The sequence below is a fragment of the Tsukamurella soli genome (assembly GCF_039541155.1).
Taxonomy (GTDB): Bacteria; Actinomycetota; Actinomycetes; order Mycobacteriales; family Mycobacteriaceae; genus Tsukamurella; species Tsukamurella soli.
The window spans coordinates 1-25,234 of sequence record NZ_BAABFR010000076.1; the positions used below are offsets into that span (position 1 = coordinate 1).

The 25,234-nt window shown below is 69.1% G+C and carries 20 protein-coding genes; 6 read left to right on the forward strand and 14 right to left on the reverse strand.

The window, feature by feature from the left end:
• Positions 1-93: 93 nt before the first annotated feature.
• The 4 genes from ABD908_RS19350 to ABD908_RS19365 all read right to left on the reverse strand — a co-directional run bounded on the left by ABD908_RS19350 (position 94) and on the right by ABD908_RS19365 (position 6,756).
• Positions 94-558: a hypothetical protein gene (locus ABD908_RS19350; protein WP_344998989.1), complete on the reverse strand. Its 465-nt coding sequence runs from the start codon at positions 556-558 to the stop codon at positions 94-96.
• 4 nt (positions 559-562) lie between these two features.
• Complete coding sequence (locus ABD908_RS19355) at positions 563-2,221, reverse strand: hypothetical protein (RefSeq protein ID WP_344998991.1); 1,659 nt, start codon at positions 2,219-2,221, stop codon at positions 563-565.
• 27 nt (positions 2,222-2,248) lie between these two features.
• On the reverse strand, positions 2,249-3,919 hold the full coding sequence (locus ABD908_RS19360; protein ID WP_344998993.1) for a Swt1 family HEPN domain-containing protein: 1,671 nt from the start codon (positions 3,917-3,919) through the stop codon (positions 2,249-2,251).
• Between the two features lie 68 nt (positions 3,920-3,987).
• Positions 3,988-6,756 carry a DUF1156 domain-containing protein gene (locus tag ABD908_RS19365; RefSeq protein ID WP_344998996.1) on the reverse strand — a complete coding sequence of 923 codons (2,769 nt, stop codon included), beginning with the start codon at positions 6,754-6,756 and terminating at the stop codon, positions 3,988-3,990.
• A gap of 154 nt (positions 6,757-6,910) precedes the next feature.
• On the opposite strand from ABD908_RS19365, the gene ABD908_RS19370 reads away from it, so the two are divergent.
• Positions 6,911-8,215 (forward strand): HNH endonuclease, encoded by a 1,305-nt coding sequence (locus tag ABD908_RS19370; RefSeq protein ID WP_344998998.1) that lies wholly within the window; start codon positions 6,911-6,913, stop codon positions 8,213-8,215.
• 27 nt (positions 8,216-8,242) lie between these two features.
• A complete protein-coding gene (locus ABD908_RS19375) occupies positions 8,243-8,845 on the forward strand; it encodes an HAD family hydrolase (protein ID WP_344999000.1) in 603 nt (200 codons plus the stop codon).
• Here the strand turns inward: ABD908_RS19375 and ABD908_RS19380 are convergent, their stop codons facing one another.
• Positions 8,846-12,298, reverse strand: a complete 3,453-nt coding sequence (locus tag ABD908_RS19380; RefSeq protein ID WP_385924292.1) for a helicase-related protein — start codon at positions 12,296-12,298, stop codon at positions 8,846-8,848. It abuts the gene before it with no gap.
• A gap of 73 nt (positions 12,299-12,371) precedes the next feature.
• Here ABD908_RS19380 and ABD908_RS19385 point away from each other — a divergent pair, with 73 nt between their 5' ends.
• Positions 12,372-12,752, forward strand: coding sequence for a helix-turn-helix domain-containing protein (locus tag ABD908_RS19385; protein WP_344999004.1), 381 nt, complete (start codon positions 12,372-12,374; stop codon positions 12,750-12,752).
• An 85-nt stretch (positions 12,753-12,837) separates the two neighbouring features.
• Here the strand turns inward: ABD908_RS19385 and ABD908_RS19390 are convergent, their stop codons facing one another.
• From ABD908_RS19390 to ABD908_RS19405, 4 genes are all read right to left on the reverse strand, one after another.
• Positions 12,838-13,275: a hypothetical protein gene (locus ABD908_RS19390; RefSeq protein ID WP_344999006.1), complete on the reverse strand. Its 438-nt coding sequence runs from the start codon at positions 13,273-13,275 to the stop codon at positions 12,838-12,840.
• Positions 13,276-13,352: 77 nt separating this feature from the next.
• A complete protein-coding gene (locus ABD908_RS19395; RefSeq protein WP_344999007.1) occupies positions 13,353-13,739 on the reverse strand; it encodes a hemophore-related protein in 387 nt (128 codons plus the stop codon).
• A 229-nt stretch (positions 13,740-13,968) separates the two neighbouring features.
• Complete coding sequence (locus ABD908_RS19400; protein ID WP_344999023.1) at positions 13,969-14,376, reverse strand: hemophore-related protein; 408 nt, start codon at positions 14,374-14,376, stop codon at positions 13,969-13,971.
• 158 nt (positions 14,377-14,534) lie between these two features.
• Positions 14,535-15,341: a class I SAM-dependent methyltransferase gene (locus ABD908_RS19405; protein WP_344999008.1), complete on the reverse strand. Its 807-nt coding sequence runs from the start codon at positions 15,339-15,341 to the stop codon at positions 14,535-14,537.
• A gap of 173 nt (positions 15,342-15,514) precedes the next feature.
• On the opposite strand from ABD908_RS19405, the gene rpsA reads away from it, so the two are divergent.
• Positions 15,515-16,987 (forward strand): 30S ribosomal protein S1, encoded by a 1,473-nt coding sequence (gene rpsA, locus ABD908_RS19410; RefSeq protein ID WP_344999011.1) that lies wholly within the window; start codon positions 15,515-15,517, stop codon positions 16,985-16,987.
• 95 nt (positions 16,988-17,082) lie between these two features.
• On the opposite strand, the gene ABD908_RS19415 is transcribed toward rpsA, so the two are convergent.
• The 5 genes from ABD908_RS19415 to ABD908_RS19435 are packed head-to-tail and all read right to left on the reverse strand — an operon-like array spanning position 17,083 to position 22,364.
• Positions 17,083-18,189 carry an ABC transporter ATP-binding protein gene (locus tag ABD908_RS19415; protein ID WP_344999013.1) on the reverse strand — a complete coding sequence of 369 codons (1,107 nt, stop codon included), beginning with the start codon at positions 18,187-18,189 and terminating at the stop codon, positions 17,083-17,085.
• 11 nt (positions 18,190-18,200) lie between these two features.
• Positions 18,201-19,076, reverse strand: coding sequence for a carbohydrate ABC transporter permease (locus tag ABD908_RS19420; RefSeq protein ID WP_344999015.1), 876 nt, complete (start codon positions 19,074-19,076; stop codon positions 18,201-18,203).
• Positions 19,073-20,023 (reverse strand): carbohydrate ABC transporter permease, encoded by a 951-nt coding sequence (locus ABD908_RS19425; protein WP_344999017.1) that lies wholly within the window; start codon positions 20,021-20,023, stop codon positions 19,073-19,075. Before ABD908_RS19425 ends, ABD908_RS19420 begins: the two co-directional genes overlap by 4 nt.
• A gap of 2 nt (positions 20,024-20,025) precedes the next feature.
• Complete coding sequence (locus tag ABD908_RS19430; protein ID WP_344999019.1) at positions 20,026-21,432, reverse strand: ABC transporter substrate-binding protein; 1,407 nt, start codon at positions 21,430-21,432, stop codon at positions 20,026-20,028.
• A complete protein-coding gene (locus ABD908_RS19435; protein ID WP_344999025.1) occupies positions 21,429-22,364 on the reverse strand; it encodes a sugar-binding transcriptional regulator in 936 nt (311 codons plus the stop codon). Before ABD908_RS19435 ends, ABD908_RS19430 begins: the two co-directional genes overlap by 4 nt.
• A gap of 202 nt (positions 22,365-22,566) precedes the next feature.
• Here ABD908_RS19435 and ABD908_RS19440 point away from each other — a divergent pair, with 202 nt between their 5' ends.
• Both ABD908_RS19440 and ABD908_RS19445 read left to right on the forward strand, forming a co-directional pair.
• Positions 22,567-23,607 (forward strand): NAD(P)-dependent alcohol dehydrogenase, encoded by a 1,041-nt coding sequence (locus ABD908_RS19440; protein WP_344999027.1) that lies wholly within the window; start codon positions 22,567-22,569, stop codon positions 23,605-23,607.
• Positions 23,604-25,106 (forward strand): mannitol dehydrogenase family protein, encoded by a 1,503-nt coding sequence (locus tag ABD908_RS19445; protein WP_344999021.1) that lies wholly within the window; start codon positions 23,604-23,606, stop codon positions 25,104-25,106. Before ABD908_RS19440 ends, ABD908_RS19445 begins: the two co-directional genes overlap by 4 nt.
• Positions 25,107-25,234: the final 128 nt, after the last annotated feature.

Below are 25,234 nucleotides of genomic sequence, written 5' to 3' on the forward strand. Positions count from 1 at the left end.
CACCAACTGGAAGAAGGCCATCGAACAGCTGTCGGTGGCCTACCCCGACCGAATCGACCAACACCTCTAAGCACAGCTAACAGAAATCACCAATCAGGAACTTACACAGAAAACTTGACAAGCTCCGGGAACGTCGTCGATATCGATGATCGTCGGCGTCGCTTCGACGAGGTGATCGCCGTCGTGGGCGTAAACGACCTCGATCAGCTTCCGCGCGAGGCGCGGCGGCCGCGGAGTGGCTCCTCGATCTGGACCGATGACGTCCAACCACACCCAGCCGGTCTTGCCGCCTTGTCCCTGATGGACCGTGAGCTCTGTGACCCACGTGGCGCCGCTGTTCTGTTCGACGAATCGGTGTCGCCGGGTGACGCCGCCCTTCTGGTGCGTGTGCGACACCACGGTCGCTCGGACGTTCGGCGCTACCCCGACGGCGTGGCCGTCTACGGGATGGTCGTCGGTCCACCGCTTCTCGATCAGCCACTCGGAGAGCTGGCCGTTGGTGAGGCGCAACAATTCGGGTTCGTCGGCGGCCCCGACGAACATGCGATAGCCGAGCACGCTGCTACTCCTCCTCGAAGGAGTTGTTGGTGAACCTCAGCGTGGCTCCGTTCTCGGAAACGATCCGCCGAACGACATCGTCGAAGCCCGCGGGGGTGGTGGCTTCGATCTCGACGGTCACCCGCAGGTCGACGCCGGGAACTCGCGCCAGGTGCGCGAGCACCTCCGCGGCCGCGTCGTTGAACGAACGCTGGTACGCGACGGGATCGAGTTCGACGGTGCCGAAGTACCGGGTCGGCGCCGCCTTCGGCGCGTCCGCCCGCCGAATCTCGCCTCCGCTCCCCGAATCACCCCGGCGGTTCTGATCCGTATCGGGACGGACCGGATCGACATTCGGCATGAGATCGGCGAGCTCCGCCTCGCGTTGCGCGATCGCCCGCTTCGGTTCGACGATCAGCAGGCCGTCGACATATGCGGGTGCGCCCGCAGAGTCGGTCGGCAGTACCAGTCCGTCGTACCGCTCACCGTCGTAGGAGTCCGCGAACGCGAACCCCTCGAACTCCCAGCTCGTGTTCTGGAAGACGCTGTCGAGGCCCTCGACCAGCACGTCCCGGTTCCGAAGCCGCCGCAGGTACGGGTACTGCGCGTGCAGCGCCCACAGCACGCCGAGAGTGATGTGTCCCTGCTCCGCCCACGCCTTGCCCAGCACCCCGGTCAGGTCGCGGTGGATCGCCCGCGCGTTCCACTGCGTGGAGAGATCGCCGGAGTCGTGGAGCTTCTTTCCGGCGCGCACGAGCAGGTCCTCCCCGCTGCGCACCTCGACGGCGTCCAGCGTGAACGGTGCGCCGGGCTCCTGAACGGGGTGGATCACGAAGTCGTAGGCCTCGACCAGCCGGCTGGTCACCACGCTGTCGGCCTCGCCCATCCGCGTCTTGGCCTGCTGTTCCTGCTGGCCGGACAGCTGCATGGCGGCGCTCTGCCGCAGCACGTGGCGCCAGGCGAGGAAGTTGCGCGTCGCCTTCTCCAGGTCCTCGGTGCGGCGTGAATCGGCGGCCAGGAACACGAGCGAGTTCTGGAACTGCCGCATGCCGCCGGCGCGGTCGGTGAGCAGCCGACGGGCGAATTCCATTGCGGGGGAGTCGTCTCTGCCCTTGAGGTGCTTGTGCTCGGGACCGACGATCACCAGGCGGGTGTCTTCGGTATCGGCCACGTCGGGCGGGCCGGTGGGCGCCGTCACGACCCCGGCGAAGTAGGTGTTGGCGCGACGGTTCTTGGCCAGGCGCTCATGCACCTCGGCCCATACGTCGGCGATCGGGAGGGAGTCGGCGAAGTCCCGCGCGGTCTTGCTGATGTTGGGGTGCGTGTCGTACCAGTAGCTCGGTCCCTCCGAGTACAGGTACGTGGAACCACTCGCGAGCTGGTCGAGCGCCGAGTGGAAATTGCCCGGCACATCGCCAGGCAGGGCCGTTCCCAAGAAGATCCGCTTCTTCTCCACGCCCTTGTGCCCGGACATCACCGACGGCGTGGCCCCCATGAACACCGTGCGTGCCAGCCTCCGGGCGGTGAATCGCTTGCCGTACAGGGCGCTACCGCGGTCCACCCGCTCGCTGGTGGAACCGGCACCGTCGATGTCGGTGTCGATGATGGCCTTCCACAGATCGGGCAGATACTGCGTCAGCTCAGCGGCCACCTTCGCATCGTCCAGCGGGATGGTGGACGGCATGATCAACGCCGCGGGATCCCCCACGGTTCATAGCCGCCCGACGATCGCATTCATGAGACGCAGGACGCCGCGGGTGCGCTGGAATCGGTCGAGCGTCGACCAGTCGGAGTAGAGCCGGTCGAACAGCTCGGGGTGGATCGGGTACGAGCGGCGGATCCGGTCGGCGTAGTCGGGGTCCGTGGTGTCGGAAGGGAAGTCACCGTTGTACTTGCGGTAGTAGTCGACCGTGGTCTTGGCGATCGCGCCGATCGCGGACAGGGTGGTGGCGTCGGCAGGCTCGAACAGCCTGCGGCGCACGATCTCGAAGCTCTCCTCGGAGCTCGCCGGGCGCCACTGGTCGGCGGTGCGGCCCACGATGTTCTTCAGTCGATTGAGGGCCTCGGCGCCGTACTCGCCGCCGACCTCCTCGGCGTTCGTCGCATCGCCGGAGCGCTCGGACGTCGGCAGCGACACCACCAGCTGCACACCGGGCGTGGCGTTCGCCGCCTCGGTGAGGGTCTGAGCGAACGTGAACTGGGTGTCGAAGCTGCCGCCGGGGAGGGACTTCGCGGTGACGAGCTGTCGCGCGTACGCCACCCACTCGTCGATCAGGATGATGGCGGGGGAGTAGAGCGCGAGCAGCTCACGCAGCGCCGCACCCGGATTGGTGCCGGATCGGTCCGCATCCGCGACCAGCGCGTACGCCTCGGCGCCGCCCAACTGGTGCGCGAGTTCGCCCCACAGTGTGTTGACGACGGTGCCGTCCCGCTTCGGGTCGGCCTGCGCGGCCTGGAGCTGGTTGCCGACGAGCGCGACCCGCTGGATCGACCTCGGCAACGTGTCCCTGCCGGCCTCCGCGACGGCCGTCGCGACGATGCTCTGCACCTCGTCCGGGTAGGCGGTGACGGGTGTGCCGGACGCGAGGTGCCACAGCGCGAGCATCGAGTGCGTCTTGCCGCCGCCGAAGTTGGTCTGCAGGTTCACCACCGGGGGTGCGTTGCGATCGCCCGACAGCCGACGTGCGCTGTCCGAGAGCAGCTTCCGCAGGCCCGCGGTGAGGAAGGTTCGTGCGAAGAACTGGGCCGGATCGCCGTACTCGCCCTCGGCCGTGCCCAGATACACGGTGTACAGGTCGGCGGCGAACTCGGCGGCGTGGAACTTCCCCTCGATCACATCGCGGTGCGGAGTGATCACCTCCCGCCAGGCGGGCAGCGCGTCGCTCGCCACCAGCACGTGCGACGATGTGCGCGCAGCGGCCCGGTCGAACCGGTCGTTGGCGACCTTGGCCAGCTCGACCTTCTCCTTGCGGACCGCTTCGGCGGCGTCGGGCGCACCCACGGCGCGCAGCAGCCGCTCGGCGGTGTCGAGGGCGCGCTGGGCGTCCTCGTTCTCGAACGGCTTGTTGTGCGCGAAGTCGTTGCGGGTCTGGATCAGCTCGGCCACATAGCTCTGCTGGGTGCGGTTGAGGTAGTCGGTGAACGGGTACCAGCCGCGCCGGGCCTTGGCGGGCAGGTTGTTCGCGATGAACCGCAGGCTGAGCTGCGGATCCGTAGCGCTGTACTCCTTGCCGACGCCGGCGTTGTCGGCGATCCGGGCCACATCGACCCATGAGCCGTCGCCCTGTAGCTCGCCGGCCAGGACGCGGGTGATGAACGCGTCCAGAGCCGGGCCGAGGTGTTCCACGGCGCGCCCCACGCGCTCTCGGTTGGTCAGTGCCATGAATCCTCCCAAATCACAACATGTTGTGTACTGCTGGCCACGCTACTGCGCCGTACCGACAGGTTCGGCTAGTCCGTGATGCTGAGCTGCTGGCCGGCCGACTTGGCGGCCGCAGCGATGTCGTTCCAGGCGGCGCCGAGCGCGTTGAACGCGATGGCGAGCTGCGTGTTCTTGCCCGGTCCGCTGTCCGACAGGCGGAACAGCAGGGCCGCGAGCTCCTTGCACAGGTCGCGGTCGACGGAGCCGGGAACCCGACCGAGCAGTGCGGCCGCCGCGGGGATGCCGTCCGACTCCAGCACGCGCGCGAGGTGCAGGACCACCTCCCACTGGCTGATCAGCGCGTCCGACTCGGGCGCGTAGTCCTCCGGCAGGTCGGTCGGCCCGATGAGCGCCACCTTGCCGCCGCCCTTCGTGAGGATCCCGGAGCGCTCCAGGTGATCAAGCGAGACCCCGCGGGCGTTCGACAGCGACTCGGCGTCCCCGAACTTCCCGACAGCGAAGCCGTTGGACTTGAACCAGGCGAGCGCGAACCGGGTCTCCGGGTCGAAGTCGTTCTCCTGCGCGGAGAGCACCTCGTCCAGGATCGCGTTGATCTGCTGCAGCGCGGTCCGGACGGTCATCTTCGTGCCGTCGTCCTCGTACACGCCGGAGTACCGCGAGTAGACAGCCATGCCCGGCCCGATCGCCGCCTGCGGTAGGTCGACCGGTGCGATCGAGCCTTGCTGTAGGTCTCGCAGCTTCTTCGGCAGCTCGACCTTCAGTGCGTTCAGGAAGCCGCGCCGGTCGGTCGACGGTGCGTCCTCCGGGCGGGGGCGCAGCGCGAGGACGATGGAGGAGGCGAGGGCGTTGGTGCCCTGGGACAGCATGCGATTGCCGAGCTCGCTTCTCATCGGCCAGGTGGCGGTGATCGCCCAACCGGAGCCGATCATGCCCTCGAGCAGGGTCTCCCAGCCATTTGATGCTTCGCCGCCCGACGAGGTGTCCTGCTGCTTGAACGCGTAATAGACGGCGATGGGGAAATCCGGGAGTGCTGTTCCGCGGGCGCGGGCGAAGACCTCCCGGAATCCATCCTCGAAGAATTTGTGTGCCTTCTCCTTACCGTCGTGGCGGTAAGGATTGGCTACTAGCTCGTCGGCCTTGGGGACCAACATAGTGCTCAGGATCGACGGGTGCACCTCGCGGAGGCTCCGGCGGAGCCAGACGTAGAAGAAGTCGGATAGATCGGAATAGCCGATGTTGTCGTAGTAGGGCGGGTCGGTGGAAAGCAGAGCGCCGGGGCCGGACTTGCCGGCGGACTGTTGGATGGCTTCCCCACCCGGACCGCAAGGTGTTCGTGCGAGTGCGCGAAACACCCACATGACGTCATCACTGAAATCACCACCTGACCCACCCCACGGGTTCGACTCTGCGAAGTCCCACGTCATTGGAAGTGCTTGGCGCGCAAACACGCTGCGCACGGCCTCCATCTTCGTGCTGGAGTCCCAACTGCAGATGGTGCATGACTTGTTAGTCATTCTGCTCAGCGCGAACCCGAGGTAGGTCGCAACTGCATCGGCGTAGGCCTCGGCGCCTCCGCCGCCCGCGTCGAGGCGGTCGCCGTGTGGAATGCCGGCGACGAGAGCGTCGGCGAGGACTTGTTCCCGTGCCTCGCCGACGAGATCGCTGAACGTGGTCAACGCTGTCAGCTGGCGTGGTGTGAACAGATCGGCAAAAGTAGTCATCCCGTAGTTGGGCGTCTTGAAGTCCCGGGGATTCTTGGGGAGATTCCCGGGCGGCACGCTCGCTGGGACTGGCACGCTCGCCGCCGACTCCATCTCGGGCGTCGGATCGAGGTAGATCCGCGTGCGCTTGCCCTCCGCGACGGTCGCGATTAACGCTGCGGAGAGGCGGCCCGCGCGGCCTTCGGCACGGATGTACTTGAGCTCGACACTGGTATCGCAAGCGATGCATCGGGCCCCCGTCCGCCCCACCGTGCCGTCATCGTCCCCCTTGGGGCCGCCAGTGCCGTGCCGGACCTCGTACCGCACCGTCTTCCCCTCGACGATGGGCTGGACCCACGCCTCCTTGCCCTTCTTCTTCCCCAGCCACCACTTACTGGTGAGCGGCATCTGGATGCTGCAGGCGGGGTTGGGGCACGTGACCGTCCGCGCCCAGATCCACGCGATCACCGTTGCCTTCGATCCATCCGGCAGGGTCGCGTCGGGGTAGAGGTGACCGATTCGCTTCTTCGCCTCGTCACGCATCCACTCGCCGTACCGTCGCACGTCCTCGGCGAGGCCGGTGGCGCGCGGCCAGGTGCCGAGGTCGGCGGCGCCGGGGAAGACCGGCGGCCGGCCGGCGAACTTCGGCGGGATCTCGATCAGCGCCTTGTTGATCAGCACCGCGACGGGATTGAGGTCCGAGGCGTGCGCCTCCAACCCGAGCCGCTGGGCCTCGAGCGGGATGCTCCCGCCGCCGGCGAACGGGTCGAGGATCGGCGGCGGGTTGCCGTCCGTGGACTCGAGGATCTTCTGGTGCGCCTCCCTCAGGAGCTCCTGGTCGTTCGAGTTCTCCCATACCACCAGCCGCTCGATCAGCTGATGCAGCTTCTTGCGCTCGAGGGCCTGGTCCTCCTCGGTGGGGTACAGGTCAGGCCGGGAAGACGGGTCGTCGACCAGCTGCGCGAACAGCACGGCCCGCGCCGTAGCGAGCGGCTTGCGGGACCACCACAGATGCAGTGTCGACGGGTGGCCGTGCCGGATCGACTTCTCCCGCGCCGACTCGGCGTTGATCTTCTCCAGTGGCAGCGAGACCTCAATCAACTTTCGCCTTACAACATGTTGTGCATCGGTGCTCAAGGTATCGCGCTCGCTCTCTCGAATCGGACACTCGACCTCACAACATAGTGTGCGATCGATTCGGATGGTCGGGAGGCTACCGCGAGCCGACGACAGGTCGGGTATCGACCGCTATGCCGGGAAACCTGTCGGTGTTCGGGTGTAGCTTTCAGGCATGAACAACAGTACGAACACGGACCCCGCGGCCGGTCGGTCTACGACCGATCAGTTCGTGGGTGTGCGGGCCGCGCGCGTAGCGCTGGCCTCGGCTCCCGTCCCTGCGGATTCGGCGGCGATGGTGGAGCAGCTGGAGGAGCTCGAAGCGCTCCGGTGCCAGGTAGCAGCAGGTCAGCTCCGGGTGATGGACGAGCTGCGCCGGGCGCGGATCGCCGAGCGGGTGGGGGCGGGCGCCGGCCAGGATCGCTGGGAGACCGGGATCCCGCGGGAGGTGGGCCTGGCGCTGAAGGTGTCGCCGAATCGGGCATCGTCTCTGCTGGGCACTGCGCGAGCTCTCCGGTCGCGGCTGCGGCACACGCTGTCGCGGCTGACCGCGGGTGATCTGTCTCCGGAGAAGGTCGCGGTGATCGTTGCGGGCCTGTCACACCTGGACGAGCCGGAGGCCGTACGCGCCGACCGCGACCTGTGCGAGGAGGCCGCCACCCTGGCTGGGCTCGGCCTGCGGCGGCTGCAGGACAAGGTCCGCCAGACCGCCTACGCGCTGGATCCGGAGGGCACGCTCGCGCGGATCGCGGCGGCCGCGAAGGATCGCCGGGTGACCGTCCGGCCGGTGGAGGATGGCATGGCGCGGGTCTCGATCCTGCTGCCGGTGGCGCAGGCGGTGGGCTGCTACGCCGCGCTGCGGGCTGTCGCGAGCCGGATCGCGGGAGCAGGGATGGAGCCGCGGACGCTCGCCCAGATCATGGCCGACACGGCGTTCGCGCGGCTCACGGGCCGGGAGGTCGTGGAGGGCCAGCCGGTGTCGGTGAACCTGACGGTGTCGGACAGGGTGCTGCTCGGAGAGGCCGCCGGCACCGCGCACCTCGACGGTGGCGGCACCCTGCCGGGTGAGGTCGCCCGTCAGCTGATCGGGCGCGCGGCCGAGCACGATCTGGCGTGGCTGAAGCGGCTCTATGTGACGCCCGGTTCAGGTGCGGTGGTCGGCATGGATGCCAAGTCACGGTGCTTCCCGAAGGGGCTGGCTTCGCTGATCTCGGCGCGCGACCGCTACTGCCGCACGCCGTATTGCGACGCGCCGATCGCTCACGGCGATCACGTGACCGGCCACGCCTCGGGCGGCGCGACCTCCGTGCACAACGGGCAGGGGCTATGTCGGGCCTGTAACTACGCGAAGGAGGCGCTGGGATGGACCCACGACACCGTCGCCGACCCGACCGGCCGGCACACGGTGGAGACGACCACACCGTCCGGGCGCAGGTACCGCAGCACCGCGCCGCGGCAGGAGCGTCCCGCGGCGGCGTGAGGCGCGCCGCCTGCGAGACTGGACGGCGTGTTCACGATCGGTTTCGACCTCGACCTGACTCTCCTCGACACCTCGCAGCGGATCCTGCGCGCGTCGCGGCTGGCGTTCACCGACCTCGGCGCGAGCGTCGACGACGCCCAACTGCTCCCGCACATGGGCGTGCCGATGGAGGACGTGGCGCGAGAGCTGGTGCCGGGCATCGACACCGTCGCGTTCATGCGCTCCTACCGCCACCACTACGACACCGACGCGACCACGCCCGTCCCGGTCCTCCAGGGCGCGGACGATCTGATCGCGGCGATCGCTGAGCGCGGCGGACAGTCGGTGGTGGTGTCGGCGAAGCAGCAGGCCGCCGCCGAACTCGCCGTCGCCGACGCGGGCCTGAAGGTCGCGGCCGTGGTGGGTGACCACTTCGGAGGCCGCAAGGGTGAGGCTCTCCGCCGGTTCGGCCGGGTCGCTGCGTACTTCGGTGACCACGTCGAGGATGCCCGCGCCGCGCAGGTGGCCGGCTGCCCGTTCATCGGCGTCGCCACCGGCGCGTACGCCGAGGCCGACCTGGCCGCGGCCGGCGCCGCGCACACCGTGTCGAACCTGCACGACGCGATCCCGCTCCTGGACGTGCTGGGTTGATCAGTGCGGCGGCAACCCCGCCTCCCAGGTCCGCCGCCAGTCGAGCGTCACGCGCGTGGCGCCGATCGCATCGATGTCGACGGTGCGGAACCGGTCGGTGAGGTACCGCACGGCGTCGTGCGCCGCGCCGTCGGGATGCACAGACACCAGCGCGAGCCGGTGCTCGCGCCCCATGTTCTTGCCGAACATCACCTCGCTGAACGTGACCTCGAAGGTATCGGCGCCCGACACGCGCCCCTTCACCTCGATGAACACCCGCGAGCCGTCGGGCGCCGTGCTCATCACGTCGTAGCCCTTGTTGTTGTGCGGCATCTCCACCGGCACCCGCCCGATCTCCCGCTCCGCCGCGAGCACCAGATCCACCGCCCGCCGCTCGGTCGCCGCCGTGTCCCGCGCGTACCGCCCGAACTCGCCGCCCACGAGCCCGGCGGGGATCACGACGGCCGCACCCGTGAGCACCGGCGGCCGCGCCGACAGTCGCGCCTGAGCGTCCAAGTCCGCGAGCCGCGTGGTGAGCCGGCGCTCCAGCTCCCGCGCCTGCGCCTCGAGCGTGTCCGGCGACAGCCGCCGGCGGCGCTTGTCCGGCGCTGCCGAGCGCAGGTCCGACGCCGTGCGATACAGATAGTTCATCTGCTCGGTGAGCCGTGCGCGCACCAGGTTCCGGGTCTTCGCGATCTCCGGTTCGAGCCGCTGGCGCACCGCCAGGGTGTGCTCGGCCACCGTCGAATCCGCGGCCCACGACGCCGCGCGCCGCTCGACACCGTCGGACAGCCACGGCTGGGCCAGCACCCGGGCCGCCGCGTCCCGAGCCTCGTCGGGAAGCGGCGTCAGGTCGTTGTACGGACCGGGCCCGGCGTCGGTCACCGATCCGTCGGGGCGGATCTCCACGTACGAGAAGCGTCGGCTCACCGGCTCCTCGAGGCCGTCCACCACGGTCTCCGTCAGCGCCACCACGAGCCGCGGCTGGTCGCCCGGGTCGTCGGCGTCGAACAGAACGGTCCCGGCGGCCACCGCATCGGCGCCGCGCTCGGCGATGAGCTCGAGCACCGTGTCCAGCAGCGGACTACCCGGGGCCAGTAGCTCGGCCGCCGCCCGTCCGGTGCCGCGTACCTCGTCGGGCTCGAACGTCACGCGGTGATACGCGGAGGCGAGCGGCACAGCCGCACGCTCTCTGATCGTGGCGGGAACATGGCGGATCTCGAAGCGTCGCCCCTCCCGCGCCACCATCCGGCCGCCGAGCGCGCGGAACGACCGCTCGAAGCAGACGTGCACGTAGTGCGGCTGCAGACGCCGGGCCTGTGCCTCCTCCATCTGTCGGCGGATCCGCTCGAGCTCCACCGCGCCCAGACCTTCGCGCGCCAGGGCCCGCTCCTCGACCAGCTTGTGGCAGCCGTCCGCCACCTGCGCGTCGACCACGCGCTCGATCTCCTCGCGGCGCGCGGGATCGTCGCCGTACCGGATCGCGTCCAACATCAGCGCGGCGAGCGGGGTATCCGCGAAGGCCTCGCCGAGTACGTCGAACAGCTTGCCGCCGTATGCCTTCCGCTGCTCCTCCATCTTCTGCAGGAGCCGCGTGAACACCTGGCCCTCACGGGTCTCCGCGGCCACGAGGTTCCACAGCCGGCACACGTGCTCCTGGCCGATCCGGTGGATCCGGCCGAACCGCTGCTCGATCCGGTTCGGATTCCATGGCAGGTCGTAGTTCACCATCAGATGGGCGGCCTGCAGGTTGAGGCCTTCGCCGGCGGCGTCGGTGGCTACCAGCACCAGACGGCCCGGCTCGTTGGTGAACTCCTCCCGGGTCTGCTTGCGCTCGAGGCGATGCGTGCCGCCATGGATCGTCTGCACCGCGTCCGGGTCGCCGAGCAGGTTCCGCAGCCGTTCGGTGAGGTAGTCGAGCGTGTCGCGGTGCTCGGTGAACACGATGATCTTCCGCGGTCGGCCGTCGGGCCCGCGCAGGGCGGGATCGTGGAACAGCGAACTGAGCTGCGCCCACTTCGTATCGGTGCCTGCCTCCCGCACCCGCCGGGCCAGTGCCACCAGCTCGTCGAGAGCCAGGATCTCCGCGTCCAGCTCCGCCAGTGAGCGGGCCGCGGTGGCGGCGTCCAGCACGTCCTCCTCGAGCTGCTCGATCTCCTCCGCGTCGTACTCGTCGGTGTCGTAGCGCATCGCGTCCTTGAGGAGCTGAGGTCGCGCGGTCACAGCCGGGTCGGGCGTCGACCAGTCCATCTCGTGCCGCCGCGCACCGAGCCGCGCCCGCCGCCGCTCCAGGCTGCGGGTCACCGCGTGGGTGCTGGACGCGAGCCGGCGCTGCAGCACCGTCAGCGCGAACCCGACCGTGCGCCGCCGGCCGTCCTCGACCGCGTCGGCGCGGTTCATCTCGTTGCGGACGTAGGCGGTGACGGCCTCGTACAGCGCCAACTCGCCGGGCGACAGCGTGTACGGCACCGTCTCCGCCCGGCGTTCGGGGAACAGCGGACGTCCTTCGAACGTGAGCAGCTCCTCCTTGACCATCCGGCGCATCAGGCCGGACGTGTCGCGGCGGTGTGCCTCGGCGCGGTACTGTCCCGCGAACCTGTCCGGATCGAGCAACGCGAGAAACGCCTGGAAGGAGTCCTCCTTACCTGCGTGCGGGGTCGCCGACATCAACAGCATGTGCCGCGCCACCCGGCCGAGTACCTCGCCCAGCTGGTACCGCCGCGTCTTGTCGATCTCGCCGCCATACCAGTTGGCGGACATACGGTGTGCCTCGTCGACCACCACCAGGTCCCAGTGCGAACGCTCCAGGTGCGTGCACAGCTCGTCGCTGCGCGCCAGCTGGTCCATCCGGGCGATCATGACGGGGTTCCCGGGGAACGGGTCACCGTCGTGGGAGACGGCGACCAACTCGCGGGTGAGGATCACGGCATCGATCCCGAACTTGTCGCGCAGCTCGTCCTGCCACTGGTCCACCAACCCGCCGGGCGCCACGATCAGCAGCCGCCGGCAGTCGCCGCGCAGCATCAGCTCCTTCGCGTACAGCCCCGCCATGACGGTCTTGCCCGCCCCGGGATCGTCGGCGAGCAGGAAGCGCAGGGGCGTGCGGGGCAGCAGCTCCTCGTAGACGGCGCGGATCTGGTGCGGCAGCGGGCGCACGGTGCTCGTCGCGAGCGCCATCATCGGGTCGTAGCGCCCCGCCATTCGAATCCGGTTCGCCTCCATGGCTGCCGAGAACTTCTCGGCGTCGCCGTCGAACCCCCACCGGGCGCCGCTCGCGCGTACCTCGATCCCCGCGACATCGGCGACGGTGACCACTCGATCGCCGAGCCGGCCGGCGTCGGTGCGATACGTCACCGTGGCGGAGCCGGGACCGTTGGGCTCGACCGCGACCACCGTGATCTCATCAGCGATGAGACCGCGAAGGCGCTGACCGCCGGCGAGATCGGTCGGGTCGACGATCGGTGCCCACTGCATCGTGATCACTCCCACACAGGTTGCCTAATATGTTGGGCAGACATTAGCGCTGCCATCCGACAACGTTGGACGAGTGCCACGTGACGACAATGCGATCGAGTGGGGGACGTACGGCGATTCACTCGCCAACCGCCTCGTCACACTGCGCAAGGCCCGCGGCTACACCCAGGACACGCTCGCGGACCGGGCCGGCGTTCATCGCAACCAGGTGTCGAACATCGAGCGCAACACCAGTTCCGGCGACCGGGTGGCCGACCCGCACATGTCGACCATCTACTCGCTGGCCGCCGCACTCGACGTGCCGCCGTCGGCGCTGCTGCCGGACGTGGACAGGCGCGTCGCGGCCCGTTCCGCCGAGCAGGCGTCGATCGAGGCACTGTCCCGGGTCGAGAACGAGTTGCGCGCGCTGATCTCCGGCGAGCGTGGGCCCGACGGTGATCGCCCGCGCGCCTGACGGGACGAATCGCGCCCCACCCTGCGAGTACGGACGAAGAACGCCGCCCCGGATCGGGACGGCGTTCTTCGTGTCCGGCGAGAACCTACCGCGGCGCTGCCGTCGGGTACTGGTTGCAGGTCTGGTACGCGGTACGCACGGTGTTCTCGATATCGGCCTCCTGGCCCACCATCTGCAGGCTGGTGGCCGAACCGCGCAGCACGAGGCCGACGAGCTGCGCGCTGCGTGAGGCGGGATCGGCGGACACGATGTCGGAGAACGTCTGCGGTCCGCCGGCCGCGTCCTGCAGACGCTGGTACAGGCCGGGGGACAGGTGGTTCATCGCGCCGCGCACCTGGCCGAGGGTGCACGACGTGCCGGGTACCTTGCGGGCCCAGTCGACCTGCCCTGCGACCTTGGGCTTCGAGAGCGGGCCGGGCGCCGGAGGCGGCGGCGCGGACGCGAGCGGAGCCGCGATCAGGGCGGCGACGCCGAGGTCGGTGGCTGCGGCGGCGACGCGGCCGGCGAGATGGAAGGCGCGCATGGGTCTCCTCAGACTGCGTGGATGCGATGCCGCCTCATGATGCCAGACCCGGCCGGAACCAGGACCAGCCGACGCGCTCAGTACTGATTGCAGGTGGCGAGAACCTTGGCGATCTTCGCGTCGATCTCCTGCTTGTGCGCCTGGTAGTACTCGGCGGCGAGCGGGTTCTGCTGCTGAAGGTTGGCCAGCTGGGCCTGCCGCTGGTCGGGGGTGCTCGTGATGAACTGCTCGGCCGTGTCGCGGGCGCCAGGCGTGTTGTCCATGGCGGCGATCGCCTCGGGTGCGACCACCTGGGTGGCGCGCTCCACCTGAGCGACGTTGCAGTTGGTCCCGGGAACGGGATCGGTGGGTGAGACGGCGTACGCGGCGGATGGGATCAGCAGGGCCGGAATCAGGCCGAGCGACGCGGCGGCGCCGGCACACGCGGCCGCGACGGCTGCGGAGCGCTTCGAAGCGATGTTCATTGCGGGGCCTCCTCGGTGGGCGATGGCGTGATGACTGTGCGGTAGTTACCTGAGATCTCGATGAGCGGGCGGGGCCGGATCGCCGGCGCGGCGGACCTCGGCGGCCTCGAGCGGTGCCGTCCGGAGGACGTCGTGCGGTCCCGAGTGCCCGACGGTGCCGGGCGGCGGGACGTGTGCAACCGGATCGGTTGCGCGACCGTCGCCGTCGTACCCGGCCTGCCCCGACGGATCAGCTCACCGAGCAGGTGGCCCGGATCTGCTCCAGCTTCTGGTGCACCTCGGCGCGGGTGACCTTGGGGTGGTGCATCTTCCAGTGGTGCATCTCGGCGGCGTTCGGGTGCGCCTTGCGCCATGCGGCGTGCTTGGCCTTCATCTCCTCGAAAGCGGCTTTGCGCTGGGCGGGAGTCTTCGCGAGGAACTCCTCGAAGTGGTGCTTCGCCCTGGGGTGCGTGCTGATGAAGTGCCAGAACTTCGGGGCGACCTTCGCGGTCGCGCGCTCGACCTGGGCGACGGAGCAGGACGTGCCCGCTACGGGCGCGGAGGGGGACACCGGTGCCGCGTTGGCGACGGCCGGGGCCGCGAGGCCGGTACAGGTGACGATCGCGACCGTGGCGATACCGCGGCGGATGGTGAGCATGGACACTGTTGACTCCGTTCGAATGGGGCTGCTGTGGCTTATGAGTCTGACGTGAATAAGGATACTGAAATTCTTCGTGAAATCACAGACTTTGTTGAGATGTCTCTGATGAATCAGGCAAGCCGGGCTTTCCGCTCGGGGCGGTAGATATCGGGCTGTCACTCGGGTTTGCGGCAACAGAAGACGGCGGTGCCCGGGAAGATCGAGCCGCGCAGCGGGCTCCATTGGCCCCACTCCTGTTCGAGCCCCTCCGGCCACTCCGGCTCGATGAGATCATAGAGTTGTAGCCCGGCGGCGACCAGTTCGCGCACGCGGTCGCCGACGGTGCGGTGGTGCTCCACGTACGTCGGCACGCCGTCGTCGTCGACCTCGACGTAGGGCGACCGGTCGAAGTAGGGCAGCACCGCCTCGAGACCTGCCGGCCCGGGGTCGTCGCGGAAGATCCATCTCATCGGGTGGTTGACCGAGAACACGAACGCTCCGCCCGGCCGCAGTACTCGCGCCACCTCCCGCATCACGCGCGCCGAGTCGGCGACGAACGGAACCGCGCCGAATGCCGAACAGGCGACATCGACGACACCGTCGGCGATCGGCAGGTCCTCCGCACCGGCCTGTACCAACAGCGGGTTACCGCCCTGCACCAGCGGTCGGCCACGGTCGAGCATGCCGCGTGAGATGTCGACACCCACCACGTGGGCGCCCCGTCCGGCCAGCCATCGCGCGCACGGCGCGCTACCGCAACCGACCTCCAGCACCGTCTTGCCGCGGACGTCGCCGAGCAACCCGGCGTCGGCCTCGTGCAGCCCCTCGGGGCACCAGACGAACTCGCCGCCCGGCGTCTCCGCGCCGAGGAACGCGCCGTGCTCCGCGTGGTACGCGCCGGCGTCGCCGTCCCACCAGCGCCGGTTGGCGGCCTCGCTGCCTCGGGAGTCGTGGCGCATATCGGGCACGGGACGGTGGCTCATCGTGCTCCTCGGCTGCATCGCGTTACTGCGTTCATAGCGTGCTCAGGGTAGTCGTGCGGCCGGGTTTGCCCAGGCTAATCCGTGTGGCGTACGCTTGACGGGCTGCGCGTCTATAACGCGCGCGTGATCGAAGTTCCACTCCTACTAGCACCCTGTCCGGAGCCACTCACCTAATGCCCACCACTACCACCTCGTCGCCCCAGGTCGCTATCAACGACATCGGTTCGGCAGACGAGTTCCTGGCAGCCATCGACGCCACCATCAAGTACTTCAACGATGGTGACATCGTCGAGGGGACCATCGTCAAGGTCGATCGTGACGAAGTCCTGCTCGACATCGGCTACAAGACCGAGGGTGTCATCCCCTCGCGCGAGCTGAGCATCAAGCACGATGTAGACCCGTCCGAGGTCGTCAATGTCGGCGACGAGGTCGAGGCCCTGGTCCTCACGAAGGAGGACAAGGAAGGCCGCCTGATCCTGTCCAAGAAGCGTGCGCAGTACGAGCGCGCGTGGGGCACGATCGAGGAGCTCAAGGAGAAGGACGAGGCCGTCAAGGGCACCGTCATCGAGGTGGTCAAGGGTGGTCTGATCCTGGACATCGGCCTCCGCGGCTTCCTCCCGGCTTCGCTCGTCGAGATGCGGCGCGTCCGCGACCTCCAGCCGTACATCGGCAAGGAGATCGAGGCCAAGATCATCGAGCTCGACAAGAACCGCAACAACGTGGTGCTCTCGCGCCGCGCGTGGCTCGAGCAGACCCAGTCCGAGGTCCGCTCCGAGTTCCTGCACCAGCTGCAGAAGGGCCAGGTCCGCAAGGGCGTCGTGTCCTCGATCGTCAACTTCGGCGCGTTCGTCGATCTCGGCGGCGTCGACGGTCTGGTGCACGTCTCCGAGCTGTCCTGGAAGCACATCGATCACCCGTCCGAGGTGGTCACCGTGGGCGACGAGGTCACCGTCGAGGTCCTCGACGTCGACCTGGACCGCGAGCGCGTCTCGCTGTCGCTCAAGGCGACCCAGGAGGATCCGTGGCGCCAGTTCGCCCGGACCCACGCCATCGGCCAGATCGTGCCGGGCAAGGTCACCAAGCTCGTCCCGTTCGGCGCGTTCGTGCGCGTCGAGGAGGGCATCGAGGGCCTGGTGCACATCTCCGAGCTGGCCGAGCGCCACGTGGAGGTCCCGGACCAGGTCGTGTCCGTCGGCGACGACGCGATGGTCAAGGTCATCGACATCGACCTCGAGCGTCGCCGGATCTCGCTGAGCCTCAAGCAGGCCAACGAGGACTACTCGGAGGAGTTCGACCCGTCGAAGTACGGCATGGCCGACAGCTACGACGAGAACGGCGAGTACATCTTCCCCGAGGGCTTCGATCCCGAGACCAACGAGTGGCTCGACGGCTTCGACAAGCAGCGCGAGGAGTGGGAGGGTCGCTACGCCGAGGCGGAGCGTCGCCACAAGATGCACACCGCTCAGATGGAGAAGTTCGCCGCCGACGAGGCGGCCGAGGCGGCCTCCGGTACCTCCGGTGGCGCGAACTACTCGAGCGAGACCGGCGGCGACCGCGAGTCGGCTCCCGTCTCGAGCGGCGGCGGATCGCTCGCCAGCGATGCGCAGCTCGCAGCTCTCCGCGAGAAGCTGTCGGGCAACGCCTGACAGGTAGGTCGCGCAGCCCGATGAGGTAGCGCTACAGCGAAAGGGCCTCGTTCCGGATCAATCCGGAACGGGGCCCTTTCGCGTGCGCGGGTCGCTCAGTTGAGCCGCTCGCCCGACTCGGGGTGGAACAGGTGCACGGTGCGGTCCGTCTGGCGCACCCGGATCGCCTCGCCGATCCGCGCGGCGGTGCGGCGCGGGCAGCGCGCCACCCACGTCACGGCGCCGCCACCGGTGGCGGAGATCGACGGATCCGTCACGCGCGCATACAGATACGTGTCGCTGCCCAGGTCCTCGAGCAGCGCCACCTCGGCGGGGACGCCGTCGCTGCCGTCCGCGACGCCCAGCGCCTCGGGCCGGATGCCGACGGTGACCCGGTTCAAGCCGGAGCGCCGCAGCAGCGCGGCATCGTCGGCTCCGAGGTCGACGGTGCCGCCCGCGACCCGGATCGCCCCGTCGACGATCGGGGCGTCGAACAGGTTCATCGCGGGGGAACCGATGAATCCCGCGACGAACGCGTTACGCGGCCGGTCGTAGAGCTCCGCGGGGGATGCGAACTGTTGCAGGACACCGAACTTCAGCACCGCGACGCGATCGCCCATGGTCATGGCCTCGACCTGGTCGTGTGTGACGTACACGGTGGTGGTGCCGAGCCGGCGCTGCAGGGCCGCGATCTGGGTGCGCGTCTGCACCCGCAGCTTGGCGTCGAGGTTGGACAGCGGCTCGTCCATGCAGAACACCTGCGGTTCACGGACGATGGCGCGGCCCATGGCCACGCGCTGGCGCTGGCCGCCGGACAGCTTGGCCGGCTTCCGGTCCAGATAGTCGGTGAGGTCGAGCAGCTTGGCCGCCTCGGCGACCCGTGCCTTGCGCTTGTCGACGGAGACGCCACGCATCTTGAGCGCGAAGCCCATGTTCTCGCCGACGGTCTTGTTGGGGTACAGCGCGTAGTTCTGGAACACCATCGCGATGTCCCGGTCCTTGGGCGCGACACCCACCATCGACCTGCCACCGATCGAGATGGTCCCGGAGTCGATCTCCTCGAGCCCGGCGAGCATCCGCAGCGCGGTCGACTTGCCCGACCCCGAAGGGCCGACCAAGACCACGAACTCGCCGTCATCGATGTCGAGGGACAGCGAGTCGACCGCCAGTTTGTCCGCGCCCGGATAGACGCAGCACGCGTTGTCATAGCTGATGGAAGCCATTGCAGATACTCCTACTTGATCGCGCCGAAGCTCAGGCCCCGGACCAGCTTGTTTTGTGCGATCCAGCCGCACAGGACGACGGGGAGGGCCGCCAGGACCGATGCTGCGGACAGCTTGGCGTAGAACAGGCCCTCGGAGGACATGAAGCCGACCAGCGCCACCGGCACCGTCTGCGCCTGGACGGCGGTCATGTTGACGGCGAAGAAGAATTCGTTCCACGAGAAGATGACGCAGATCAGGGCGGTCGCGGCGATCCCGGGCGAGATGAGCGGCAGGATCACCTCCCGCACCGAGGTCCACAGGCTGGCCCCGTCCATGCTCGCGGCCTCGAGCAGCTCGCCCGGGACCTCGAGGAAGAAGCTGCGCATCATCCACACGGCGATGGGCAGGTTCATGGACGTGTACAGGATGATCAGGGTCCAGATGTTGTCGAGCATCCCGATCTTCCCGACGATCACGTACAGCGGGATGATGGCGGCCACGATCGGCAGCATCTTGGTACTGATGAAGAAGAACAGCGCGTCGCGGGTCTTGCGCACCGGCCGCAACGACAGGGCGAACGCGGCCGGCACGCCGAGCAGCAGGACGAGGATCATCGAGACGACGGTGGCGAACAACGAGTTGAGGATCGCCGTGCCGACGCCGCTGCCGAGCACGCTGTGGAACTCGCTGAGCGTGGGTGCGAAGAACAGCTTGGGCGTGGGCGTCGCGGCGTCCTTCTCCTGTTTGAACGCCGTGAGCACCATCCAGAGCACGGGGAAGAAGAATCCGATGCACAGGATCCACGTGAGGGTCGTCAGCGCAGAAGCCTTGGGATCGAAAGTCTTCCGCGAGGTGACGGGGGTCGTCTTCGTCGTCGTGTCGACGGCGGGTGCGGTGGTGATCATGCTGCCTCCTCCGTTCCGGAGAAACTCTTGAAGATCAGTCGCAGCGCCAGGGTCGACACGATGATCGTCACGATCACCGTGATCACCCCCATCGCTGCCGCCTGCCCGATGTCGAAGCCGAGGAAGGCCCGCTGGTAGATGTAGTAGGGCAGGTTGGCGCTGGACACACCCGGGCCGCCCTGCGTCATCATGTAGACGGTGTCGAAGATGTTCACCAGGTAGATCGCGCCGAGCACGGATCCGAGTTCGATGAACCGCCGCAGGTGTGGCAGCGTGAGCTCACGGAACAGGCGCAGCGGCGTGGCGCCGTCGACCCGCGCCGCCTCCTGCACGTCGTGCGGCATCGACTGCAGGCCGGCCAGGATCAGCAGCATCATGAACGGCGTCCACTGCCAGATCAACTCGGCCATCACGCATTCCAGCGGGAACCGGCTGAGCCAATCGACGCCGTCGATGCCGACCAGGCCGAGCAACCAGTTGATGATGCCGTTGGACGGGTCGAACAGACTGGTCTTCCACAGCAGCGCCGCGGCCACCGGGGTGATCAGGAACGGCGTGATCAGCAGGGTGCGGACCACGCTGCGGCCGATGAACTTCCGATCCAGCAGCAGCGCGAAGATCAGCCCCAGCACCACCGAGATGATCACGGTGCCGACGATCATCACGACGGTGTTGAGCGCGACCTCGCGGAACTGGCGGTCGCGGAACACGGCCGTGTAGTTGGCCAGCCAGACGAAGTGCTCGGACCCCGGGCGCACCAGGTTCCACGACTGGGTCGAGTAGAACAGCGTGAACAGGAACGGGATCTGGGTGACCACGATCATGAACACGAGGGCGGGCAGCAGTGGCCCGCGGCGGCGCCAGCCCTCCGCGCGGGAGATGCTGTCCCGCTTGGACTTCAGTATCGTCTGTGGCGCGGGCGCCGCGCCGGCGATTGCGGTTGCCATCGCTACGCCCCCTTCTGGTACGACTTGCCGACGTTCTCGGCGTATTGCTGTGCCTGGGCGAGCGCCTGCTGCGAGCTGATCTGGCCCGCGACGGCGGCGCTGATCTGCTGGCTGACCAGGGTGCCCAGGTCCTGGAACTCGGGGATCGCGAGGAACTGGATCCCGGTGTACGGCACCGGATCCACCGTGGGCGCCAGCTGGTTCGCGTTCTGCATCGCCGTCAGGGTCGGGCCGGCGTACGCCTGCGCGGCCGCCGCGTAGGCGGGGATCTGATACGTGGACTCTCGGCTGCCCGGCGGGATGTGGCTGGGGCCCAGGGTCTTTCCGACGCTGGCGATGTACTCCTTGCTGGTCATCCACGATACGAACTTCCACGCGGCGTCCTTGTGCGAGCTCTTGGCGGGGATGCCCAGCGACCAGGTGTAGAGCCAGCCGTTGTTCGCCTTGACGGCGCGCGGCGCGGGTACGTAGCCGATGTCGCCGTGCACGGCGCTCGTGGCCGGGTCCTCCAGGACCGACACGGCCGATGTGGCGTCGTACCACATGGCGGTCTGCCCCTGCGCCATGAGGTTCGCGCACTCCTGGAACCCGGACGACGCCGCGCCGGGCTCGCCGTACTTCCGGACCAGATCGACGTACATGCCGACCGCGCGCTCCACCTGCGGGCTGGTGAGCTGGGCGTTCCAGTCCTTGTCGAACCACCGGCCCCCGTAGGCGTTGATCACGGTGTCGAGCGGCGCGAGCACCTCACCCCAGCCCGGGTCGCCGCGCAGACAGATCCCGTACCGCTTGTGCGCGGGATCGTTGAGCTTCGCGGCGTACTGTGTGACCTGGTCCCAGGTGGGATTCGGGTCCATCGTGATGCCCGCCGCCGCGAACATCTTCTTGTTGTACATCAGGAACGACGACTCACCGTAGAACGGGACGGAATACATGTGTCCGTTCAGCGACAGCGCCGACCGCAGGGTCGGGATGAAATCCTTCGCGTCGTAGGACGGGTGCGCGTCGATATAGGGCTGCAGGTCCGTGAGCCAGCCGTAGCGTGCCCACATCTGCGTCTCGTAGTTGCTCACCATCACGGCGTCGAACTCACCGCCGCCGGTCGCGACCGAGGCCGTGATCTTGGCCCGCGCCTCGTTCTCGGGCAGCGACACGAAGTGCAGCTTGATGCCCGGGTTCGCCTTCTCGAACTGGCCGGACAGCGAGATCGCGTCCTGCATCTGTGAATTGGAGACGATCGCGATGGTGATGGCGTTCGCGCCGCCGCCGGTCAGCGACCCGGCGCCCGCGCACGCGGACGCCGTCAGACCCGCGGCGACGGCGACGACGCCGAGCCGACGAGTCGACCCGACGGCGGCCCGTCGTCCGGGGGATCGTGGGCGGAATGCTTGCAGGAGCCGGATTCTCATCGGCGCCTCTCCTGTCGGTGCAGGAGCCACTCCGACGTGGCGACGTCGGTCACCACGGCGGTCGCGTATCGGCCGCGAAGGGCTCCGAGGATGGATTCGCGGCGATGCTCGCCGCCGGAGATGAGGATCGACGTCCGGCAGGCCCGGATGTCGTCCAGCGGAACGGACACGGTCCGGTCCACCAGGCTGGTGTCGACGGCGGCGCCGTCGGCGTCGTAGAAGCGGCCGCCGATCTCGCCGACCGCGCCCAGCGCAACGAGCTCGTCGAGGATGGCCGCGTCGATGAACGCGCCCTCGAAGAGCGTGGTCGACGTCGACACGGAGCCGACGCCGAAGAGCATCACATCCGCCTCCTTGGCGGCCGTGAGTGCCTGGGACAGAACCGAATCCCGGGCCATGGCGCGGACCGTGTCCGGGTCCGCGAAGAGGGGGGCGACGAGCCGCACGGGCCGGGCGCCCAGGCGCTCCGCGAATCGGGACAGCGCGTGGTCGACACCGGTGTGGTAGTCCACGGAGGTCATCGACCCGTCCATCTGCACCACGCGGGCGCAGCTCGCGCCCCCGCCGAGAGCGTCCGCCACCGCGACCTGCTCAGGACCCCACGTGAATCCGAACGTGTCGCCGTCGGACAGGCGGCGCGACAGCATCGAGGCGCCCGCGCGTCCCAGCGCGGCGTTCCCGGTCGCGGACGCGTCGGCCGGTTCGGCCATCACGAACGCCTCGTCGAGCCCGAACGCGCGCTCGAGCTCGCGCTCCAGATCCGGATGGATCGAGGCGGCCAGGTGCGGCGGGGCGCTGACGGTGACGGTGACCAGCCCCTGCGCCCGGGCGCGGGCCACCAGGCGGCCCGCGGTGGGCCGGGAGACGCCCAGCCGCTCGGCTATCTGTGCCTGGGTCAGGCCTTCGAGGTGGTACATGGTCGCGGCTCGCATGAGCAGGCGTAGGTCCTGACCGGACTCTGCGGGGCCTTGCGGGGAGGGCGTCACGTCGGGGCTCCATTGCTCCTGTGTTTTCCGGTGATCTCGGCGGCGACTCCGGCGCCGTGAGCAAATGCTCACTAGCGGTGATCTTGCTCACTAGGCTAGCATCGTCGGTGTGACCCACGCAACAATCACGACAGAACCTCCCGTCCACATGCGGGCGAGCGTGCTGCACCCGGGCGGCACCGTCACCGTCGAGACCAGGGCTGTTCCGGCCCCTGCCCCCGGAGACGTGCTGGTGCGCGTCGCCGCCGTCGGCGTCTGTGGTTCCGACACCCACTACCTGCGACACGGGCGCATCGGCGAGTACGTCGTCACCGCGCCGATCGTGCTCGGTCACGAGGCGTCCGGCCGGATCGCCGCGGTGGGTGAGGGGGTGCCAGCCACCCGGATCGGCGAGCGTGTCTCGATCGAGCCCCAGCGCCCCGACCCCACCTCCGCCGAGTCGCTCCGCGGTGACTACCACCTGTGCCCGCACATGCGGTTCTTCGCCACCCCGCCGGTGGACGGCGCGCTCGCCGAATACGTGACCATCGGTGCGGCGTTCGCGCATCCGGTACCCGACTCGGTGAGCGATGAGGCCGCGGCGCTGCTCGAGCCGCTGTCGGTCGGCATCGCCGCGCTCCGCAAGGCGCGGATCGGCGTGGGCGGGCGCGTGCTGATCGCCGGAGCCGGCCCGATCGGGCTGGTGTGCGCTCAGGTGGCTCGAGCGTCCGGGGCGACCGAGATCGTCGTCACCGACCCGGATCCCGACCGCCGCGCGGCCGCGTCGCGATTCGGTGCCACGCGCGCGGCGGACGCCGGTGCCGCCGTGGGGGCGGGCTTCGACGCCTTCGTCGACGCCTCCGGCGCGCCGGCAGCGGTATTGGCGGGGATCCGCGCGGTGCGGCCGGCCGGGCGCATCGTCCTGGTGGGCATGGGCGCCGATAGCATGGCGCTGCCGGTCTCGCTGATCCAGAACCGGGAACTGGTTCTTACCGGCGTGTTCCGGTACGCCAACACCTGGCCGACCGCGATCGCGCTCGCGGCGTCCGGCGCGGTCGATCTGGACGGCATGGTGACGGGCCGGTTCGGGCTCGACGGTGCCGAGGACGCGCTCAACGCGGACCGGCTCTCGGGCACCATCAAGGCGGTCGTGTATCCCGCGTCCAGCGAGCGGCGAGGGGAAGACCAGCGAGAGGAAGGACGGGCATGAGCGAGCGAATCGCACTCGGCGCGGCGACACTGCCGCGCCTGCACGACAGGTCGGGGCTGACGGTGCCGGGCTACGACCGCGCGGGCGTCCGCCCGGGCATCGTGCACTTCGGCGTGGGCGGGTTCCACCGGGCGCACCAGGCGATGTACGTCGACCGGCTGCTGGGCCGAGATCCGGACGCCGCCGGCTGGGGCATCCGCGGGGTCGGGCTGCGACCGGCGGACCGCGCGATGCGCGATGCCCTCGAGCCGCAGGACGGGCTGTACACGCTGACCCTCAAGCACGCCGATGGTGCGGTGGAGACCTCGGTGATCGGGTCCCTCGTCGACTACCTGTACGCGCCCGACGATCCCGAGGCGGTGCTCGACGCACTCGCGCACCCGGACACGCGCATCGTGTCGCTGACGATCACCGAGGGCGGGTACAACTTCATCCAGGCCACGGGGGAGTTCGACGCCACCGCGCCCGACGTCGCTGCCGACCTCGTACCCGACGCCGTCCCGCGCACCGTCTTCGGCTATGTCGTGGAGGCGCTGCGCCGCCGGCGGGACCGGGGTCTGGCGCCCTTCACCGTGATGTCGTGCGACAACATCGAGGGCAACGGCGCCATGGCGCACCGCACGTTCCTCGCCTTCGCGCGCCTCGCCGACCCCGACCTCGCCGACTGGATCGACACTAACGTGCGGTTCCCCAACTCGATGGTCGACCGGATCACGCCCGCCACCCCGCCGGGGTTACGCGCCGAGGTCGCGGGCCGCACCGGCGTCGACGACCGCTGGCCCGTGGTCGCAGAGCCGTTCACCCAGTGGGTGCTCGAGGACGACTTCGCCTCCGGGCGGCCCGCATTCGAGTCCGTCGGGGTCCAGGTGGTGCCGGACGTCGCCCCGTACGAGCTGATGAAACTGCGGCTGCTCAACGCCGGCCACCAAACACTGTGCTACTTCGGGTACCTGCTGGGCCACCGGCTGGTGCACGACGCCGCCGCCGACCCCGACATCCGGGAGCTGTTGCGCCGCTACATGACCGACGAAGGCAGGCCGACCCTGCGACCCGTGCCGGGGGTAGACCTCGACCGGTATGTCGACACCCTGCTCGAGCGGTTCTCCAACCCCGCGATCGCCGACACCGTCGCCCGCCTGTGCCAGGACTCGTCCGACCGGATCCCCAAGTGGCTGCTGCCGGTGATCCGGGAACGGCTCGCGGCGGGCGGGTCCGCGTCGCTCGCCGCTGCGGTGGTGGCGAGCTGGACCCGCTACGCCGAAGGCGAGGACGAGCAGGGGCAGCCCATCGAGGTGGTCGATCCCCGCGCGGCCGCGTTGGTGCCGCTCGCCCGCCTGTCCCGCACGCAGCCCCTTGCGTTCGTGTCGGATCCGGAGCTCTTCGGAGACCTGGCGCGGGACGAGGGGTTCACCCGTCCGTACCTCGCGGCACTGGAGTCGCTGCGCACCCGTGGGGCCCGGGCGACCCTCGCGGAACTGCTGGCTATCGACCCAGCGTGAGCGGCTCGGCCTCCCGGTAGCGCTCGCGCACCCAGGGGGTCGGGGCCGCCGCGAAGTCCTCGGCGCCGGCGGCGGCCCACTGCGGCCGCGCTCCGGAGAGCACCCACGCGGCCTGCCGCGCCGCGCCG